A 19,745-nucleotide genomic window follows, 5' to 3' on the forward strand; every position below is an offset into this window, starting at 1 on the left:
GGTGCGCGGCGCTCCGACGTCCCATGGAGCTGCCATGGCTTGACATGTGCTCCGTGTGCCAGTGTTTTTGCTTTCCGCCGCGTCTTCCTTCAGGAAGGAGGGGCCCACGCCGTTGGCCCATCCATCTCACCTGCTGTCTGGAGGAACGACCATGACACCCCTGTTACGAGCCATCTGGCGTCGTCTGCCCATTCTGATGTTCGCGCTGGGCTGCGGTGGAGCACTCCCCGAGCCAATAGAGGAGGGCGCCCCGGGTATGCAGGCGGAGTCCTTCCAGCCGGCGAATGTCTCCCTTTCAGGCGCGCTGCTCGATGACCACGGAGACACTCCGGCCACCGCGACGCACCTCCCTGCCTCCTCTGCCAGCTTCGGAGGCACGCTGGAGAGCTCCCTCGACCGGGATGTCTTCGCCTTCCAGTCGGGGGCCCGGCACTTCTACCGCTTCCACTGCACCTTCCCGGAGCCGCTCGTGGGCTGGGGTCTCGAGCTCATCGATTCCGCGGGCAGGCGTCTGGATTGGGTCCCTGTCTGGATTTCGTCCGGGCGCAGCCTCTACTTCAAGACCCACTCGGCGCAGACCACCTACCTGAGGATGTACGCCGTCCATGAGGAGCTGTCGGGCTCCTACAGCTGCGTGCTCGAGGACGTGGGGCAGGATGACCACGGTGACACCGTGGAAACGGCCACGCCTTGGCTCCCGAGCACCCAGGCCACGGGCGTCATGGAGCTGCGCACGGACATGGATGTGTTCACCGTGTCTTTGTCGCACGGGGCCTTCCATGGCGTCACCTGCACGTCCCAGAACCCGGCCGTGTCCTGCAAGGTGAAGGTCCTCTCTCCCACGGGTTCGTCCACGGGGGATCCCACGGGCACGGTCTCCTTCAATGCGACGCATGACGGAATCTACCGGGTGGAGGTGACGTCGGTCTTCGCGCAGGACCTCATCGTCCAGGCGGCCTATACGCTCCAGTTCGCGACCCTGGGCACGGACGACCACGGGGATGCGCGGGAGTACGCCACTCCGGTGACGCCGTCGTCCGTGCCTTTCACGGGGCAGCTCTCCGGTGGACTGGACCGGGATGTCTTCTCCTTCACCACCCAGGTGGGACACATCTACCTCTTCAGTTGCGAGGTCGTCCCTGGGTACAGCGTGGGGCCGCACCTGATGCTCACGAATGGCACGGGGCAGATGGTGGATGTCCACACGTACGTCGAGAACCAGCCGACACGTGTCTCGGTGGATGCGGCCGCTGTCGCCGAGTACTTCGTGGAGGTGGGCTTCGGGGCCTACGTGGGCCCCTATTCCTGTCGCCTGGAAGACCTGGGTTCAGACGACCACGGGGACACCCTCGTGGATGCGACCGAAGTGCTGCTTCCCTCCCTGCTCACGGGACACATGGAGACGCGCCTCGACGTGGATGTCTTCTCCTTCTCCGTGCGTGCCGGGCACCACTACTCCCTTCAGCAGATGGGAGGCACCGGCAACGCGGGCGCAGTGAGGCTGAAGAACGCGCAGGGGACGGTGCTCCATACCCTGTCCGGTGGCTTCACCTTCCTGTCGTCCGAGGAGGCGGTCTACTTCCTGGAGGTGGATGTCGCGCCGTTCGGGCGTGCGGGCACCTTCTCCATCTGGGCCCGTGACCTGGGACCCGATGACCACGGGGACACACCCGCGACAGCCACGCCGCTCGAACCGGGCCTGCCTGTCTCTGGCGCGTGCTACGTGAGCACGGACGTGGACGTGTTCACCTTCTCCATGGAGGCCAATGCCCTCTATCGGGTGAGCTGCACCGGATGCGACCCGAAGCTCGAGTCACCGGCCGGGCTGCTTCGCACGCTCAAGACGACCCAGGGCACCACCATCAGCTACCACCTGGACGCCGACGCAACGGCTCCGGTCTACGTCGTCGTCAGGGCGGGGCTCTACCAGCTCACGCTGGAGTACCTGGGCACGGACGACCATGGGGATGACCTGGTCCATGCGACGCCCATCACCTATCCGCTGCTGCTGCCCGCGGTGCTGGACTCCGCGTTCGACGTGGACGTGTTCTCGCTGAGCCTGCTCGCCGGGCAGCCGCGTCGCGTGAAGGCCACGGCCGGTTTCGGGACGGTGGTGAGTGTGGTGGCCCCGGATGGAACGGCGGTGCCCAGGAGCTTCGCGGGGGACTTCACTCCCACCCAATCGGGCCTCCACCACCTCCGGGTCCGGCCTGACATTGCGTCCGGGAGCTTCACGTACGGCCCCTACTCACTCATCCTGGACTGAGCACGCCGCCGCGTTCCCTTGCGCGTCTGGCGCCTCAGCCCAGCGAGGCGGGAGGCCCCGGTCTTCAACAGCCCGCGGGGTCATTTCAGCAGCAAGTTCCGACTTCGCGTGGGTGTCTCGAATCCCGAGACTTGAGACGGATTAAGCATCCAAGGTTGTCGCTGAGGGTTTGGGGTGGGGGCGCGCTATGAAACCTGGCGCGCGGCCCCGGCGGGAAGCCCTCGCCGGGCGGCGCATTCCCCCGAAGTCAAAGAGACGAGCATCCATGTTCAAGCAGGCAGCAGTCCTCGCGGTGACCGGTGTCGCATTGCTGGTCGGTTGCGGCGGTATGGATCCGCGAATGGAGAATGAGGAGATCATCTCCAACCTCATCGAGGCCGGCTATCCGGCCAAGGACATCCAGGTCATCAACGAGGCTGTTTTCGTGGGCGGCGACACGCGTGTGACGCTCCAGGCCTCCCGAGAGATGCTTCAGGCCCCCCCGGGGAGCGCCGAGCACTACAGAACGACCAACGTCGTCGGCCCCTCAGTGACGAAGATCTGCCTCAACCCATCGGACTCGTTCAACGAGCATCCCAAGTTGAAGCTGGGGCTCAACATGGCCATCGAAAACTACAACGCGCTGGGTCTGCGGTTCACCTTCGAGCGCGGCCCGACCACCGGCTGCTCCGCGAACATCGACATGGTGACCACGACCGAGGACCATAGCTGGACGTTCTTCCCTGCGCTCGGTCTCCCCCACGGGACCATCTACATGACTGTCTTGCTGGCCAACTACGAGCTCGACATCAACGAGCACACCATCACCCACGAGATTGGCCACGCCATCGGGTTGCGCCACACGGACTACTACAACAGCGCCATCAGTTGCCCGAGCGGCTACAACGAGGGCGATATGGGCGTGGGCGCCATCCTCATCCCGGGGTCGCCGGAAGCCGCCGTTTGGGACGGGTCCGTCATGAACGCCTGCCCCAACTTCGGCAGTACCGGCGAGTTCACCCAGGCCGACGAGGCCGCGCTGAAAGCCCTCTACGGCCCGAGCGAGCTCCCGAACTGCTCGAACGTCGACCTCACGGTCTTCCGAGGGCAGACGGGGGCACAGGGTCGCTGCACCTGCTCCCCGGGGGCCTCAGGCACTGTCTGGGGAACGAATCTCTACACCGATGACTCGAATATCTGCACCGCCGCGGTGCACGCGGGTGTCATCTCCACCAGCGGTGGGACGGTGGTCGTCGAAATCCAGCCGGGCCAGAGCACCTACGTGGGAACCACTCGCAACGGCGTCACCACGAACTCCTACGGCGCCTGGGCGGGGAGCTTCCGCCTCATCGGCGCTCAGGTGCCGCAGACTCCGCCGATCTGCTCCAGCTTCAACTTCCTGTCCTACCGCGGGCAGAACGGGACGCAAATCCGGTGCAACTGCCCGACGGCGAGCCTCGGAGCGGCGATCTGGGGGACGGACCTCTACACCGATGACTCGGATGTCTGCACGGCGTCCGTGCACGCGGGTGTGATTGCCTCCAGCGGCGGACAGGTGACTGTCACCATCCAGCCGGCCCAGGGTGGCTACGCGGGCACCACCCGCAATGGCGTGACCTCGTACTCCTACGGTTACTGGGCGGGGAGCATCTCCCTCAGCCCGTAATCGCCCCGTTGGCAATGGGCGGCCCGGACAGAAGTGCTCCGGGCCGCCGGTTTCGCTTCAACGCACCCAATGACAGACCCCGGATAGCCACGCGGGTATGCGCCATCCGGGTCACTTCGAGCCGCGCCCGGGGCGCAGGCGCACGACGATACGCTGTGCCCGAGGGAAGTGAACGGACACACCGCTGCCGAGCGCGGCGCGGGAGAGCGCCGCGCTGAAGGGTAGGGGGCTAAGGGGTGGGGCCCTTACTGCCAGAAGTCTGGCTGCTGTCCATGATGTCGGCGACACGCAGGGCCCACAACTCGCGGCCACGCCCCCCGTCGTTGGCGGCGAAGTAGACCAGGGTGCCCGCGCGAGTCAGCGACGTCGGAGTGGAGGAGGCGTCACCCGGTGCCAGGTCCGTCAAGCGCACCGTTCCCGCGGCGCTCCCGTCCGTCATCCACAACTCCATTCCGGTTTCCCCATCCGACGCGGAGAACAACAGCCGCCCTTCGGCCAACGGAAGCAGGTTCGAGACGAGCGCGCCATTGTTGTAGGACTGCGTCGCCAATCCCCCATTCGGACCGGGTCGGAGGTCCACCAGGATGTCCGTGCCCGCGGCAGTCCCATCGCTCTTCCACAACTCGTAGCCGTGAGCATCGTCACGCAGGCCGAAGTAGAGCGCGCCGCCCATCGTGGCGAAGTACGTCGACTCGGAGTAGGAGCGCACCGGAAGGTCCTTCACCTTGACGGTGCCCGCGCTGGTGCCATCGCTCTTCCAGAGCTCGGTCGTGGTGTAGTCGGACACGAAGAAGAAGAGCGTCCCCGACATGTTCCTGAAGTTGGTCAACGCGCCGCCGGTTGCCGGCAAGAAGGTCGCCACCTTGACGGTGCCCGTGCTGGTGCCATCGCTCTTCCAGAGTTGGTTGTACGCGCCGGTTCCATCCTGGGCGCGGAAGAACAGCGTCCCATTCACGTCGGTGAGGTTGGACGGGGAGGAGCTGTTCACGCCCGGCCAGATGTCCTTCACCCGCGTCGAGCCCGAGTAGGTGCCATCCGTCTTGTACAGCTCGGTCCCCATGCTCGTGCCGTCATCGGCGGTGAAGAAGAGCGTCCCGTTGGAGACCACCATCTGGTCCGGGGTCCTGAGCCCGCGACCGGCGGTGTCACTCGTCTGGGTGGTGTAGGAGCCGTCCGTCATCCGCAAGGTGTCGCCGTAGCTGGTGTCATTGGCGCGGAAGTACAGCCAGTTCTTGTACGACACCAATCGGGGCGAGGTGACGGTGAGCGAGCTGGCCACGGGGATGGCGCCAGCGGTGCCCGAGGAGGTGGGACTCCGCATCAGCCTCGCGGGCGAGCTGCCTCCAATCGAATTGGTGGTGGTGATGTAGAAGATGCTCGAGCCATGCAGGGTGAAGGAGGACAGGGTCGGGCTGCAGCTCCCCGTGCAGATGTCCCAATACCTGCGGGTGCCCGTGGCGGTGCCATTGCTCTCCCACAGCTCCGCCCCATGGCTCCCTTCATTGGCGGTGAAGAACACGCGGCCGTTCGACACGACGAGATTCGCGGGGGAGGACTCGCTCACGGGCCCGAAGAGGTCTTTCACCTGGGTGGTGCCAGCGGCCGTGCCATCGCTGCGCCACAGCTCGGTGTTCGAGACGCCGTCGTTGGCTCCGAAGTAGAGGACGCCGTCCAGGATGCCGAAGTAGCTCGTCGCCAGGGTTGAAAAGGCGCCAAGCGAGGTGCCCGGGTTGATGTCCTTCACGACGCGGGTGCCCGCGGCGGTCAGGTCACTCACCCAGAGCTCCGCGTAGACGCTCGAGCCCGTGCTCGCCTCCCGGGCGGAAAAGTAGACCGAGCCGCCCAGGACGTTGACGTTGTTCAGGTTCGAGGGCGCGGTGAGGAGTCGCTGGGTGCCCGCCTGGGTGCCGTCGCTCTGCCACAGGGCATAGGTAGCGGTGGAGTCGTAGGCGGTGAAGAACAGACTGTCTCCCACCACCTTGATGTTGTTGATGTGGGAGGCGGCGCTGCCAGGAAAGACATCCACGGCCAGCAAGGTCCCGGCGGTGGTGCCATCGCTCTTCCACAGCTCGTATCCGGAGGCGGTGTCGGAGGCCGGGAAGTACATCAGCCCGTTGAAGAGCAGGGGGGCGCCCATGGTCCCGAAACCCTTCACCTTGACGGTCCCCGCGGCCGTCCCATTGGACTTGAAGAGACTCCGCTGGCTGGGAGCATCCGAGGCGATGAAGTAGAGCATGTCGTTGTACACGGTGAGTTCAGCTGGCGCGGAGCCGTTGGTGCCCGGGTAGAGGTCCATCCGCATGGCGGTGCCGGCGGCGGTGCCGTCCGTCGCCCACAACTCGGCCCCCACCCCGGAGGTGGCCCTGAAATAGACCGTGCCGTTGAAGGCGAGGAAGCCACTCGGGTAGGAGTCGCCGGTGCCCGGGTTGATATCCACGAGCATCTTCGTGCCGACGGCGGTGCCATCACTCGTCCACAGTTCGTTTCCCGAGGCGGGGTCGTAGATGCTGAAGTAGAGCGTCCCGTTGATGGGGGTGAGTTTTGGACTGAAGTTGTTGATGTTGATTGCCTTGAGCATCTGCGTGCCGGCGACAGTGCCATCGCTGCGCCACAGCCCCAGGGCTCCGTGGGAATTCGAGGCGAAGAAATAGAGCGCCTCGTTCATGACCGTCAGACCGCGCGGGTTTGAGCCGCATGGGCCCGAGCAGAGGTCCGCGACCAGCGCGGTGCCAGCGGAGGTGCCGTCGGTCCTCCAGAGCTCCTCGCCCGAGGTGTGGCTGTCGGCGGCGAAGTAGAGCGCCCCACCGAGCGCGACGAAGTGCTTCGGATTGGAGCCGACGTTGGCCGGAGTCGAGGTGTTGATGTCCTTGACCAGGAAGGCGGGTCCTTCGTCCAGCGCCTCCCTGAGGGGACCTGGTTCCTGCTTGGGAGCCCACGGCTCCGTTGCCTCCGGGCCGCAGCCCGCGCCCAAGGTGAGCAGTGTGAGTAGGAAAAGACCTCTCACTCCGGATGCAGGAGTGGAACATACGGACGCGGAACGTCCGCCTTGCTTCTGGATATTCATGTTGGAGAACCCCTCACTGAGGCGTTGGATGAAACCGCACCGGACTGACATGTCTGGAAGGGAATTCTGACGCGAGGCGCATGGCCTTGTTTTGCGTGGAGGCCACGTATCTGTGCTCTCCCGGAACATCGGACCGATAGAAGCCCATGGTGCTGTCCTGCTCGTGAGCGGACGGGTAAGCGCACCTCTTGGAGAGGTCGGCTCAAGGGGGTGTGGTCCCTGTGGCACGTGAACGGACACACCGCCGCCGAGCGCTGCGCGGGAGTGCGCGGCGCGGAAGGGTGGGGCGCTGACTGCCAGAAGTCTGGCTGCGGCGGCCCTGGTGCCGGTGCAAGAGGCGGCACATCCACGGGCCGCTTCAAGTGCTCGAGCACCTGCCTGACCGTGGGCGAGTGGGCGAGGTCGCCTCCACCCGGTCAGCGCGTCTTGCCCGAGCGCTCAAGGATGAGGCGCTGCGTCTCGTTGCCCTCGGAGCCACCGTCCCGCTCCAGGATGTAGTCGAAGAGCGAGTCTTCCCCCACCGTCACGGGCGAGCCTGCTTTCAGCTCGGGCACGGCCTCCGGCTCGCTGTTCAACACGCCATGGAGCACGCTGCCCTCCCACCGCGTGACGTGGACCCACATCCACTCGATGCCCCCGTCATGGGTGGTGAAGCGGGCCTTCACGAGCAGCTTCGACTCCAGCTCCAGACCCTCCTGGAAGCGCGGTTTGATTCGCGTGAGCAGGGCCTCCACGGCGCGGCGGCTCGCGGCCAGCAGCTCCGGGTCCTCGTCGACATGGACAATCTCGGATTGCGTGCCGAAGACCTCGGAGATGGCGGCATAGGGGCGCTCCGAGGGGTTGTCGCCAGGCCGAGCCTTGAAGATGATTTCCACCAGCCGGTTCTCACCTTCCACGTCGCTCGGGTCCACGGGGAGCAGGCCAATCAAGGTGCGCCGTGGCGCCTCGGGCGGTACCTGCTCCAGCAGGGCCTCGCGATAGGAGGCGAGCTTCAGTGCGTCCACGGTGATGGGGAAGACCCCATTCTTGCGGATGGCAGTGCCTTCGACCATGAGCTGGGCGACGAGGTTCATGAACGTGCCCACCGTGTGCGCGAGCGGCGCCGGGACCTGCTGCACTCCCAGGTCCGGGAGGCCGAAGGTGCCCAGTCCCGCGGTCATGAGCCGTGCGGTGCCGTCCCATTCCGAGTAGACACGGGTGTTGAAGTGGCGTGGCAGCATCGGCTCGCCGCCGTCCCAGCCTTCGAGCCGGCGCTCGTGCCAGCCCTCCACGGAGAAGAACTCCCCGGCATGCTCGTCCCACACCAGCCCGCCGCTGGCGCGGGCCAGCTCCAGGGCCAGCGCGTGCGCCTGCCGCACCGCCTCGAAAGCCGGGGGCTCGGTGGTGAACTCCAGGACGGTGATGCGCTCGGAGGCCGCGAGCTGCGCCTGCTCCTGGGGCGAGAGGCCGCGCGCGGCGATTTCCAGCATCCCCTGCTCGGGGAGAGGATGGTCCTTCAGGGCTCGCTCCGAGACGCGCACGGTGGGCAGGGGCGCTGCCCCTAAGCCCTCCCCAGCGAGCCGCAGCACGGTGAAGCGCTCGCGCACCAGCTCCTCCACCTTCGGGAGGACTGGCATGCCAGGCTTTGGCGTGTGGACGACGGCGAAGCGAAACGTGGCACGCGGGGAGAAGAGCGGGCCTGGTGGCAGCGGTGGGGGAATCGGCCGGAGAGTCGCCGCCCGGGTGGCACAGCCCGAGAGCGCGAGCGCACAGAGCACCGCGCCCCAGAACCCCACGAAACCCAACCGCCTGGCGGTCACACCGCGCATGCTCATCCTCACGCCCTGTTCGAAGAAGGTAGGTGACGGCAACCTACCACCCGGAGGCGACAGTCGGCCGTTCCTGTCCCAGCTTCGTCATGGCGTCGTCGTCACCGTCGGGATGCGGGTGCGTCTTGCTGGCCTGCTAGGATTCGCGGGGCCTCCCATCCGCACTGAACACCCGACGAACCTTTGAGTGAGGTCAGCACGCATGTTCAAGGACAGCGCCGCTTCAGGACTCGGGTCTGAGTATCGCCCGCTCGACTCTCCCCAGCTCGAGAATCCCCACCCGTTCCTCGCGCGTGCACGGCGGGAGGAGCCGGTGTTTTTCAGCCCGGCGCTGGGAGCGTGGGTGGTGACGCGCCATGCGGACATCAGCGCAGTGGTCGCCGATACCGAGCGCTTCTCGTCCGCCGAGTCCATCACCGTGGGCGCCGCGACGACGCCTCCGGAGGTGGTTGCCGCGCTGATGGACGGCTACCCGCTGGTCCCCAGCCTCGTCGACAATGACCCGCCAGCGCATTCGCGCTTCCGGAGCCTCGTCAGCAAGGCCTTCACCGGGCGGCGTCTCGCGGAGAAGGAACCCTTCATCCGCGCCCTCGTGGACGAACTCATCGACTCCTTCCGGAAGGAAGGGAAGGCGGACCTGTTCCTGCGGTTCGCCCATCCACTGTCGTGCAGCATCATCGCGGAGATTCTCGGAATCCCTCGCGCGGACATCCACAGGTTCCGGCGCTGGTCCGACGAGCTGACCACGGTCCTCGCGGCGCATGGCCCCATTGAGCACCAGGTCGCATGCGCGCGAGGCGTGGTCGACTTCCAGCGCTACCTCGCCGCGGCACTCGAGGAACGCAAAACGTCTCCCCGGGATGACCTGATGAGCGACATCGTCACCGGGTCACAGGGGATGACGCCGCCCATGAGCATGGCGGAGCTCGTGAGCATGCTGATGCAGGTGCACTTCGCGGGGCACGAGACGACCGCGGGCCTCATCGTGGGAGCGGTGGAGCTGCTGCTGGAGCATCCGGAGCAGCTGCGGGCCCTTCGGGACGACCCGGGCCTCATCGCGGGCGCGGTCGAGGAGGCGGTGCGGATGACCTCTCCCGTGCATGCCATGTTCCGTACCGCGCTGGAGGCGGTGGAGCTTGGGGGCGTTTCCATTCCCAAAGGAGCCCACATCCGCATCGTCTACGCGTCGGCCAATCGCGACGAGGCCCGGTTCCACGAGCCGGAGCGCTTCGATGTCCGGCGGCCTGACGTCAAGAAGCACCTCGCCTTCGGGCAGGGCCTCCATTTCTGCATCGGCGCGCCGCTCGCACGGCTGGAGGCACGCCTGTCGCTGGAGGCCCTTCTGCGGAGTCTCCCGGGGCTCCGGCTGGTGCCAGGGCAGACGCCGGGCTTCTTGAGGAGCGTCACCGTCAGGAGGCACGAGAGCCTCGAGGTCGCGTGGGAGGTCCACGCGCCCCAGGTTCGCTGACGACAGCGTGGAGCGGCACGCCTGAATTACCTTCAGCGGAACCACCCTCATTGCGAGGTGGCTCCCGTAGGTGTGCCGCAGGTCGTGCCAGCCTATTTGCCCCTGCTCGCGGGTGATGCCCGCCACCCGGAGCGCACGTCGAAGCGGCGCCTCCATCTTCCCGTCGGTGAGCTGCCGGCCGTCTTCTTGGCAGAACACGAAGCGATCGCGCAGGTGCCGGTGCGACTTGAGCGCCTCCACCACCGAACGGGGCAGGTCGACCGTCCGCTCGCGTCCACCCTTCGGCAAGTCCTCCACACCGCGCCAAATGGTCCCGCTCGACTCGCAGCATAAGGCCATTCAAGAACTGCGACCCGTCGTTCAGGGTTCGCCGTACTTTGTGCAGTGTGTATCCGAAATCTTCTTGAAGACGGCTGAATGAGACTCGTTATGGGCGGCCATGCAATCGTGGAGTTGGGCGTTGCACATGGCTACTTTGGCTTTATCGCCTTTCGCGAACGTCTCTTTGCAATTCTTCGACTGCTCGATGCAGGCGTTCTGGCACGCAGCCTGGATTTCCTCGGGCTTGTGAAGGTAGTCGATTCTTTGTTTACGGTCGGGGGAGACGAAGAGCTTGAAGTGGTACCCGGCTTTGAACTTCTCCTTGTTGTCGTGGCACGACACCTTGGGGGCCTTGATTCCGCCCACGGGGAATGAGCTATTCGGCTTCGGCTTCATCTTCAGCGTGTTCTCGGTCACCTTCGTCATTGGGCAGATGCTGGCGGTGCTGCTCTCCGGGGGCGGCTCAGAAGCGAAGGAGGGAACGGCAACGGAAAGCGTGAACACGGCGGTCAGGCACATCAGGTTCTTCTTCATCAGGTTCTCTCCCTGGACTCTCATTCAGCAACACAACGCGCACCATCCGCATCAGAGAAGAAGCGAGGTTGCCTCAACTTCTGAGAGGCATGTGTTCATCGACTCGTTCCTGGGGCGGGCCCCGAGCTACCGGAGCAGCAACTGACCTGCCCGGATCCTTCGGACCACTGATTACGAGAGAGGTGCCGACCGGGATGGGTTGGGTACCACTAGGCTGTGGCTGGGGACCTGGGCCCCTATGAAAGGGCCGCCCATGCTGCACGTAGGTCGCACGAACCTGCGGAATGGACGGGAACGGGACAGGACGACAGGGGACGCGGAGGGATACCGAAGTTGAGTCGTTCCGGACGGTTGCGAGGTAAGGGCGCGATTCTGCTGGGAGTTTCGCGCCGTCCGGAGAGGGTTCGATCCCCACCGCCTCCCATCCAGCGAGGAGCGCTCGGCCGCGAGGCGGTCGAGCGCACGGTCGACTTCCGTGGTGCAGGGGAAAGCTCATTCTCTGCTCTGGCAAATGGCCATCGGAGGGTATGAGGAACCCCATGAGCGACGAGCGCACGCCTACCGAGCCTGAAGTGATGGAGCCCACGTTCTGGCAGAAGAACGGCTGGTCGGCCCGGGTCATCAAGAACGAGGACGATGACGGCTGGGCCGTGGAGATCCGCAAGCAGGGGATTGCCGAGCCCGTCCTCATCAGTCCGTGGGTGATGGGCCGCGACAAGAAGAACCCCAAGCCCTTCGATGCGCCAGCGTTCGCGACCTTCGTGAAGACGGCCTCGGAGGTCCTCGACCGCTCCGCGCGACAGCGCGACCAGGCCCTGACCCGGAAGCTCTCCATCGCCTGGGAGGGCCGCTGGTACGAGGTCCTGCTGGAGATCGTGGCCGATGAGTACGAGCCCCACGCGCTGCTCTCGGCCACCGACGACGCGGGTGCGACTGTCGCGAAGCATCGCGTGCCCATGAACTTCAAGTTCAACAGGGACACCGCCAACGTGTGGGTGCGCGAAGGCTTCCCCGAGCCCTGAGCTGGCTGTCCTCAACGCCCGGAGTCAGTGCCCGCCCGTCCCTGGCCACTTCGGGGCCCGGGCGGGTGGAGACACGCGCGTGGAGGAAATGGCAGTGCGATTTCCGCAAAACATGCGGAATCAGCATCTACGTACTTCCCCGCATCAAGGTCTGTCATGAAGACACGCGGCACGCGGATGCGAGGTGCCGGGGCCTTCTCCGCTCGAAAGCCTGACGAGCGATGGGCTTGGAATGACAAATGCTAGGGAGCCTTCCCATGAAAATCCAAGCATGGGCCCTGGCGGGAATGGTGATGCTGGGCAGTGGCTGCATCTCCAGCATTCGGACCAGCAGTCACTCATTCCTGGACGCGAAGAAGTCCGAGGCACTCCTCCAAGGAGGCCCGGATGACGCCGCGCGACGCATCACGGAGTTGATGAGCAAGCGCGGCTTCCCGGTGACGGAGAAGCAAGTCCGCAAGGACGGGAGCCTCGTCTACGTCTTCAAGGGCCTGCGCACGGCGTTGACCACGGTGTCGGGGGGCGACATCGTCTACGGCTCCACGAACACGGTGGGGTCCATGTTCTTCGTGCTGCTGACGCCACGCGAGGACGGCGTCACCCGGATGGACTTGTTCGGCAATCCCACCTTGGATGGCCGCGCGGTGTGCAGTGACGCCCCGCCCACCTGGGTGCCGAGATGCGACAAGAATGTCATCACCGGCTCGCTCTGGCACGGCCGGGACCAGATGACCGGGAAGGATGAGGCGGAGGCCATCCGCGGCATGCTGCTGGAGCTGGAGTTGGGACAGACCAGCGGCCCTGGTGCGTTGATCGCCAGGCCAGAGGCTCCGCCCGAGGCCCCCTCCCAGCCGACCTGTGTCGCCTCGGAACATCCGGACTGGGCGGGCGCCTCGGCCGTCCAGAAGAAGAAGCTCCTGGAGATGTGCCGCGTTCCGGTCGCCCAGGCCACCGACGCGAACTGACACAGACAGCTCCAGGTCTCGCAGGCGCGAGGAGTCGCCCAGCACATCAAGGTACAGCTCATGCGCCGGCGCCGCACCACGCGGGCGCACCTCGACAGCGACTTCGACGCGGGCGCGCTGGAGCGGTTCAATCCCTTGCGAAGGTGCCAATGTCATCATGAGTGAGGAATGGTTCCGCCCCTGATGGAGAAGTCTTCCGGATTGTTGCGCACTCGTGAAGACAAGCGAAGCGATGGCTTGACGGGGTGAGAAAGCCCCGTGCACAATTGCTGGTGCAACCGCGCTACATGGAATTTGAGACATCTGGAGTTCCTGGCGCTGTGCCTACCAAGGGTACTCTTCATGAACAGAGCGATACGTACGCTCCGGACTCTCCCTGTCTTCTCCCTTGCCTTCCTCGCGGCGTGCCACGGCTCCTCATCCGAGAAGGGTGACGACCTCGAAGCGAGTGAGACAGCCCCCTCGGCGCTCGTCTCGTCCAGTGTGTCTCCCAGCAGCGACGAGGCCATGAGCGGCATCTGGGCGGGCGGAGGAAGCGCGCCCATCCATGGATTGATGGATGACGGTGTCTCCTTCGCGGCGAGTGATCGCGGCGGCTCGTTCGCGCGCAGCGCCCCCGCGAGAACGTCATCGACCCTGACCCTGGGCTATCACGACAGCGCCATGCCCGGCGGCGCATCGAAAGTCGTCGTGAACTACGACGGATGGGCCATCAACGGAGGCGCCGGCTCGCTCCGCGTGAAGCTCTACGATGGCGCGACCCTGCTCGCCACGGGGCCCCTCCACGGACTCACCACCACTCCCGGGAACTTCAGCGACACGTTCGCCAGCCTGGACGTGGCGGACGCAAGGTTGCTCCGGACCGAGCTGCTCTTCGAGAACAGTGCGGCGGCCGGATCTCTGGTCTCGTCCATCATCTGGCTCGACGTCACGGGTCGCAGCGGCACCGGGCTCCAGGGGCAATATTTCGACAACGTCGACTTCACTGGCGCTTCGGTGAGTCGAGTGGATGCCACCGTCGATTTCAATTGGGGAGCGGCCGCGCCTCTCGCCGACATCGGCGCCGAGACCTTCAGCGTGCGCTGGACGGGCAAGGTCAGCACCGACCACACGGAGACGTACACCTTCTACACCACCAGCGACGATGGCATCCGCCTGACGGTGAATGGCACGCGCATCATCGACAACTGGACCGCACACGGCGCCATCGAGAACTCCGGGACCAGCGCGCTCCAGGCCGGCGAGCCCTACGACATCGTGCTCGAGTACTTCGAGAACACTGGCAACGCCGTGGCAATGCTCTCGTGGTCATCGCCGTCGACGCCCAAGGGCATCATCCCCAAGGAGAACCTCTTCCCCGGCCCCGTGGGCCCTCCCATCCCTGTCACGAGGCTCGACTGCCCTCCGGGTTTCACCAACGAGCTCTTCCGCGACGACTTCGACGGGACTGCCCTCGACACCACGAAGTGGGACGTCATCCAGGGAAACAACAACCCCAGCGGGGGCGCGTTCACGCAGCTCACCAAGATGCTCCGCGCCAACGTGAAGGTGGAGGACGGCAAGCTGAAGGTCGCCTCCAAGCGCCACTGCGCGGACCCCTATCCCAACATCACGCCGGAGAATCCCGCCAGGTGCGCGGGCACGAACTACTACTCGGGCGCATGGCTGAAGGGGAAGGGCACCTTCGCTCCGGGAAGGGGCGCGATGGCCTTCCACGCGAGGATGCCGACCCCTATGCCCGGCACGTTCCCCGCCCTGTGGGCCCGCAACAGCTTCGGCGATGCACGCTATGGCGAGCTCGACCTCATCGAGACCTGGTGGGATTCCCCCAAGGGCACGGCCAATGACCCGAACAAGTTCTCGGCCACCACGCACGTCGGCTCGAGCCCGATGATTCACACCTCGAACAACGAAGTCGGCCCCTTCGCCAATCTGGTCTCCGCGGCCCACGTCTGGGAAGTCGAGTGGGACGCCGCCGCGGTTCCGGCGATTGCCCGATACTACTATCGGGACAGCCTGGGCTCTTCGCGCATCCTGGTGCGGACCGCGACCTACCAGACGTCTGGCTTCAACGGGAGGGTCACCGACGAGGCCTTCCGCACGGCGCTCGCCGATGGGTGGCGCCCCTATATCGACTTCGCGGTGCAGCCGGAGGGGACCTGGAACGTCGGGCCGGACACCGCGGCGGTCTATGACCCGCCAGACCTGGAGGTTGATTCGGTCATCATCTGCGCCCCCTGACGCCAACTGGCGTTGCACTTCCGCTCGATGGAGGCGAGTTGGGCTTCCGCGCCAAACTGAGCCTGGAGCCAGCGGTGGCTCGGTCAGCCCTGGGATGCCGCGGGCTGGCCGGGCTTGGAGGTCGTCGGAGCCGAGGGTGGGCGCCCGCGTTCGACGGCGTCCAGGCGGGCCATGGTCTGCGCATAGAGGTGGTCCAGCTTGGCGTGGAGCTGCGTGACTTCCATGCCGGCGCGGATGTTGGCTTCGTACTCGACGTCGGAGCGGATTCGGTCCTTGGCGGCCTGCCGGCTCTGGCTGATGAGGACGAAGCAGGACAGGAAGATGGCCTCCAGGCTGACCACCATGGTGAGCAGGCCGAAGGGGAACGGGTCGAACGCGTGGAACGTGGGAATCCAGCCCAGGTTGATGGTGATCCACACCGCGAACCACACGGCGTGCAGCATCATGAAGGTGAAGGTACCGCTGAAGGCGGCCAGTCCATCCGCGAGCCGCTGGATGGTCGTCAGTCGCTCCTCCACCATCTCGTTGGGGCTGAGTGATGGCCGGCTGTGCAGCATCTTGTCTGCTTCGCGCAGGCGACGGCCGATGGCGGTCAGCACGTCCATGGCGCTGGAGGGGTGGCGCCGGAAGAGGAGCTCGAGGTCCGCGCGGTCCACCTTGAGGGCGGACGTTTCCTGGATGGCGCGGGCATCCGCGCTGCGCGGGTCTCCATCCAGCAGGGACAGCTCGCCGAAGAAGTCGCCGCGCCGCGCGGTCTCGAAGACGATGACCTGGCCGGTGGTGTCCTCGACGGAGATTTGAACCTCGCCGGAGCTGACGATGTAGATGGCGCCGCCGGGGTCTCCTCGGCTGAACACCTTCTCTCCGGCGGACAGGCGCACTTCCTCGAGCTGGTTGGCGAGCAGCGCGCGCTCCTCGTCATCGAGGGCGGCGAAGAGGGGCACTTCCTTGAGCAGGGCGACGTCGGCGGGCATGACGCGGAGTTCCTCGCGAAGGGCTGCACCGTGCGCTCCGCAGGCTGGCACCTTCCGAGCAATTCGCCCAGCGTCACCGTGTCACGGGACGATGGTTTTCCCAGGGCCGAAAAGTAGGGCCCGGCCGGATGACTGTGGCTCCAACGAGTCGCGGTGCTTTCGCGACGTGGCTCACGGCGAAGGGGATTCGCGGGAGGTTTTCGGCTCGACGGTGGAGGCGACGTTCTGCGGGGTACCGTCGGAGAAGGGCCTGACGTCGAACTGGACGCGGACGGAGCGGCCGGGCTTCAGGTTCTCGCGCAGATAGGTCTCGATGTCCTGGTCGCGCGGGACAGTCGCTCCGGCGATGCGTGTCTGGTGTGTCACGCGGATGGGAATCGAAGCGCCGCTGGGACCGGTGACGAAGAGTGTTCCCGGGGCGGTTCCGAGCACCGGGCCGGAGAAGGCCCGAGGTGTGCCGCTCGTGCCCTCGGCATCTGGGGCAGGGGAGGGACGGGCCGAGTCCCCGCTCGCCTGGGTGTCCACGGCCAGGGCCAGGGGAGGCGTGCTCAGCAGGAGTCCGAGGAGCAGGTGCTGGGTCCATCGTTTCATCCGAGACCTCCTGGGCTGAGCGGAACAGTCACCCAGTAGAAAGGTGGTCACGAACTCGCATGAAGGCAGGGCCTGCTTGGACTGCCGAACCAGAGATAAGTCATGCACACGGTTTGCCACGGCGGGATGACGCCTCCGCCTGTTCCTCATCGCGGAGCGCAGCCGTAGACGTCTGCTTGACGTCGACCATCCAGCGGGCTCGATCCTCCGGTGCCGCACCATGGACGCCAAATGACTTGAAGCGCTCTTGCACCAACCCCTGCACGTCGCCGCGCTCGGATGGGTAGGCGGCGAGTGTCTCACCGCTCCACTGAGGGACTAGCCCGGAGGAATGAACCTCGCCATCCTCGGATGGACGATGGACGCTCCCTTCGTGCCGGCGTAGGGTCCGCGCCCGTTCCCCCCTTTCTCCCGAGTGAGAAACCCATGGTCTCGGCCATCTTCAATCCGGCCCGCTGGACGCCCGTCGAGGGCCACAAGTTCAAGGACATCACCTTCCACCGCGCGGTGGACCAGGGCACGGTGCGCATCGCGTTCAACCGTCCCGAGGTGCGCAACGCCTTCCGTCCCCGCACCGTCGACGAACTGTCCAAGGCGCTGGAGGCCACGCGCTTCATGACGGACGTGGGCTGCGTGCTCATCACCGGCAACGGCCCGTCCCCCAAGGACGGCGGCTGGGCGTTCTGCTCGGGCGGAGACCAGCGCATCCGCGGCAAGGACGGCTACAAGTACGAGGGAGAGGAAGGCGAGTCCGACCCGGCACGCCTCGGACGGCTGCACATCCTGGAAGTCCAGCGGCAGATCCGCTTCCTCCCCAAGGCGGTCATCGCCGTGGTGCCGGGGTGGGCCGTGGGCGGTGGACACAGCCTGCATGTCGTCTGCGACATGACCATCGCGAGCCAGGAGCACGCGGTGTTCAAGCAGACCGACGCGGACGTGGCCAGCTTCGATGGTGGCTATGGCTCGGCGCTGCTGGCGCGGCAGATTGGCCAGAAGCGGGCGCGCGAAATCTTCTTCGTGGGCGCGAACTACTCGGCGCAGGAGGCCTTCCAGATGGGAATGGTCAACGCCGTGGTGCCCCACGAGAAGCTGGAGGACTTCGCGCTGGAGTGGGCGGCGGAGATCAACACCAAGAGCCCCACCGCCATCAAGATGCTGAAGTACGCCTTCAACCTGCCCGACGACGGTCTGGTGGGGCAGCAGCTCTTCGCGGGCGAGGCCACGCGCCTGGCCTACGGCACCGAAGAGGCCCAGGAAGGCCGCGACGCCTTCGTGCAGAAGCGCAAGCGCGACTTCAAGCGCTTCCCCTGGAGCTACTGAACCGCGCTTCGCTTCGTGAGACTCGGCCCGCTTCGGAGACACCCCAGAGCGGGCCGTTCACATGCTTCAGCTGCCTACACGGTGAAGACCACGGACGGCGCGGAGCGCTTCGCCGGGCCATGGTAGACGGCTTCGATGTTGTTACCGTCCGGGTCCAGCACGAAGGCCGCGTAGTAGCCCGGGTGGTAGGGCCGCTCACCTGGGCCGCCGTTGTCCTTCCCACCGGCCGCGAGCGCGACCTCGTAGACGCGCTTCACCATCTCCTGGTCCTTCGCCTGGAAGGCCAGATGGACGCCGCGTCCACTCGGCGCACCGGGGTCCGCGGTGCTGACGAACAGCTCGTCCGCGAAGAAGTTGTCGGGGCCATGCGAGCCCAGCGGGATGCCCAACACTTCGAGAATGGCCTGATAGAACCGCTTGCTCGCCGCCAGGTCCTTGGCGCGGAGGTGGACGTGGTCGAGCATCCGGCCTCTGTGAAATTCCATGGTGCTCCTCGCGGAAATGTGCGCCCCTGAGGGGGTACGCGTGGAGGCGCGAGGCTGCCATGAAACCCCATTTCCTGACCTTCTTTTGCGAGCTGGCTCCGGAGCCACTTCGCGAACTGTTCAACACCGAAGGCGTCATCGACGATCTCCAGGCGATGCGCGCCGGCGTGAGCCTGGGACTCCTGGACTTGAGCCCCGAGCGAGCCGATGTGGTGCGCCGCCTGAACCGCGCGGGCATCCCCGTCACGGCGTGGCTCCTGCTCCCTCCGGAGCAGGGCTACTGGTTCCACGCGGGCAACGTGCTGCAAGCGCGTGCGCGCTACGAAGCCTTCAGGACGTGGACGGACGACGAGAAGCTCGAGTGGGCCGGCGTGGGGTTGGACATCGAGCCCGATATCCAGGAGCTGCGCAGGTGGGCCGAAGCGCCGCTGCGGAGTCTTCCTGGGATGCTCTCGCGGCTCATCCTCCGAGGAGGTCGCTCCCGCGAGGCGAGGGCGGGCTACCACGCGCTGGTGGAGCGCATCCGCGTGGATGGCTACCGCGTGGACGCGTACCAGTTCCCCTTCATCGTGGATGAGCGCCAGGCGCGCTCCTCCGTGCTGCGGCGCGTGGCGGGTCTGGTGGACGTGCCCGCGGACCGGGAGGTGCTGATGCTCTACACCAGCTTCGTGCGTCCCCGAGGCGCCGCGCTCCTGTGGAGCTACGCGCCGGGCACGGGCTCGCTCGCGGTGGGCAGCACAGGGGGCGGCGTGGAGCTGCCAGGGGTCCTCTCGGCGCCGCCGCTGGACTGGACGGAGCTGTCGCGCGACTTGCGGCTCGCGGTGCGCTGGACGCATGACCTGCACGTCTTCAGCCTGGAGGGCTGCGTGAAGCAGGGCTTCCTGTCGCGGCTGCGCGTGTTCGACTGGGACGCTCCCGTGGACCCTCCCTGGGTGGAGTCGCGGCGCGTGGACGCGGTGCGCCGGGCCGCGCGCGGTGTGCTCCACGTGTCGGGTCGGTTGCTGCGCTGACAGGGGAGGGGGCGCACGCAGTGTCGGGGTG

General features: G+C 66.1%; 14 protein-coding genes and 1 pseudogene. 8 read left to right on the forward strand and 7 right to left on the reverse strand.

Annotation, left to right across the window (positions count from 1 at the left end; translation table 11 throughout):
- Positions 1–151: 151 nt before the first annotated feature.
- Together HR086_RS09390 and HR086_RS49555 are read left to right on the forward strand one after the other, a co-directional pair.
- A complete protein-coding gene (locus HR086_RS09390; RefSeq protein WP_174465408.1) occupies positions 152–2,266 on the forward strand; it encodes a hypothetical protein in 2,115 nt (704 codons plus the stop codon).
- A gap of 340 nt (positions 2,267–2,606) precedes the next feature.
- Positions 2,607–3,911: a M57 family metalloprotease gene (locus tag HR086_RS49555; RefSeq protein ID WP_306440922.1), complete on the forward strand. Its 1,305-nt coding sequence runs from the start codon at positions 2,607–2,609 to the stop codon at positions 3,909–3,911.
- A 229-nt stretch (positions 3,912–4,140) separates the two neighbouring features.
- On the opposite strand, the gene HR086_RS09400 is transcribed toward HR086_RS49555, so the two are convergent.
- Positions 4,141–6,915: an ELWxxDGT repeat protein gene (locus HR086_RS09400; protein WP_174465409.1), complete on the reverse strand. Its 2,775-nt coding sequence runs from the start codon at positions 6,913–6,915 to the stop codon at positions 4,141–4,143.
- 476 nt (positions 6,916–7,391) lie between these two features.
- The gene (locus HR086_RS09405) at positions 7,392–8,591 is read right to left on the reverse strand and encodes a DUF2314 domain-containing protein (RefSeq protein WP_174465410.1); all 1,200 of its coding nucleotides are present in this window, start codon (positions 8,589–8,591) and stop codon (positions 7,392–7,394) included.
- Positions 8,592–8,985: 394 nt separating this feature from the next.
- On the opposite strand from HR086_RS09405, the gene HR086_RS09410 reads away from it, so the two are divergent.
- Positions 8,986–10,251: a cytochrome P450 gene (locus tag HR086_RS09410; protein ID WP_174465411.1), complete on the forward strand. Its 1,266-nt coding sequence runs from the start codon at positions 8,986–8,988 to the stop codon at positions 10,249–10,251.
- Between the two features lie 21 nt (positions 10,252–10,272).
- Here the strand turns inward: HR086_RS09410 and HR086_RS09415 are convergent.
- Positions 10,273–10,563 (reverse strand): annotated as a pseudogene (locus HR086_RS09415) (tyrosine-type recombinase/integrase); the annotation flags it as partial.
- 48 nt (positions 10,564–10,611) lie between these two features.
- Positions 10,612–11,106 (reverse strand): hypothetical protein, encoded by a 495-nt coding sequence (locus HR086_RS09420; RefSeq protein ID WP_174465412.1) that lies wholly within the window; start codon positions 11,104–11,106, stop codon positions 10,612–10,614.
- Between the two features lie 539 nt (positions 11,107–11,645).
- Here HR086_RS09420 and HR086_RS09425 point away from each other — a divergent pair.
- The 3 genes from HR086_RS09425 to HR086_RS09435 all read left to right on the forward strand — a co-directional run bounded on the left by HR086_RS09425 (position 11,646) and on the right by HR086_RS09435 (position 15,334).
- Positions 11,646–12,128 (forward strand): hypothetical protein, encoded by a 483-nt coding sequence (locus HR086_RS09425; protein ID WP_141647640.1) that lies wholly within the window; start codon positions 11,646–11,648, stop codon positions 12,126–12,128.
- A 257-nt stretch (positions 12,129–12,385) separates the two neighbouring features.
- Positions 12,386–13,093 (forward strand): hypothetical protein, encoded by a 708-nt coding sequence (locus HR086_RS09430; RefSeq protein ID WP_174462611.1) that lies wholly within the window; start codon positions 12,386–12,388, stop codon positions 13,091–13,093.
- 507 nt (positions 13,094–13,600) lie between these two features.
- Positions 13,601–15,334 (forward strand): PA14 domain-containing protein, encoded by a 1,734-nt coding sequence (locus tag HR086_RS09435; protein ID WP_174465413.1) that lies wholly within the window; start codon positions 13,601–13,603, stop codon positions 15,332–15,334.
- An 83-nt stretch (positions 15,335–15,417) separates the two neighbouring features.
- Here the strand turns inward: HR086_RS09435 and HR086_RS09440 are convergent, their stop codons facing one another.
- Positions 15,418–16,308 (reverse strand): DUF1003 domain-containing protein, encoded by an 891-nt coding sequence (locus tag HR086_RS09440; protein ID WP_174465414.1) that lies wholly within the window; start codon positions 16,306–16,308, stop codon positions 15,418–15,420.
- 171 nt (positions 16,309–16,479) lie between these two features.
- Positions 16,480–16,899, reverse strand: coding sequence for a hypothetical protein (locus tag HR086_RS09445; protein WP_174458936.1), 420 nt, complete (start codon positions 16,897–16,899; stop codon positions 16,480–16,482).
- A 426-nt stretch (positions 16,900–17,325) separates the two neighbouring features.
- Here HR086_RS09445 and HR086_RS09450 point away from each other — a divergent pair, with 426 nt between their 5' ends.
- Positions 17,326–18,219 (forward strand): 1,4-dihydroxy-2-naphthoyl-CoA synthase, encoded by an 894-nt coding sequence (locus HR086_RS09450; RefSeq protein WP_141647648.1) that lies wholly within the window; start codon positions 17,326–17,328, stop codon positions 18,217–18,219.
- Between the two features lie 74 nt (positions 18,220–18,293).
- Here HR086_RS09450 and HR086_RS09455 read toward each other — a convergent pair whose 3' ends face one another.
- Positions 18,294–18,704, reverse strand: coding sequence for a VOC family protein (locus HR086_RS09455; RefSeq protein WP_141647649.1), 411 nt, complete (start codon positions 18,702–18,704; stop codon positions 18,294–18,296).
- Positions 18,705–18,763: 59 nt separating this feature from the next.
- Here HR086_RS09455 and HR086_RS09460 point away from each other — a divergent pair, with 59 nt between their 5' ends.
- Positions 18,764–19,714, forward strand: a complete 951-nt coding sequence (locus tag HR086_RS09460) for a hypothetical protein (RefSeq protein WP_174465415.1) — start codon at positions 18,764–18,766, stop codon at positions 19,712–19,714.
- Positions 19,715–19,745: the final 31 nt, after the last annotated feature.

The sequence above is a fragment of the Myxococcus sp. CA039A genome, assembly GCF_013336645.1.
GTDB lineage: Bacteria > Myxococcota > Myxococcia > Myxococcales > Myxococcaceae > Myxococcus > Myxococcus llanfairpwllgwyngyllgogerychwyrndrobwllllantysiliogogogochensis.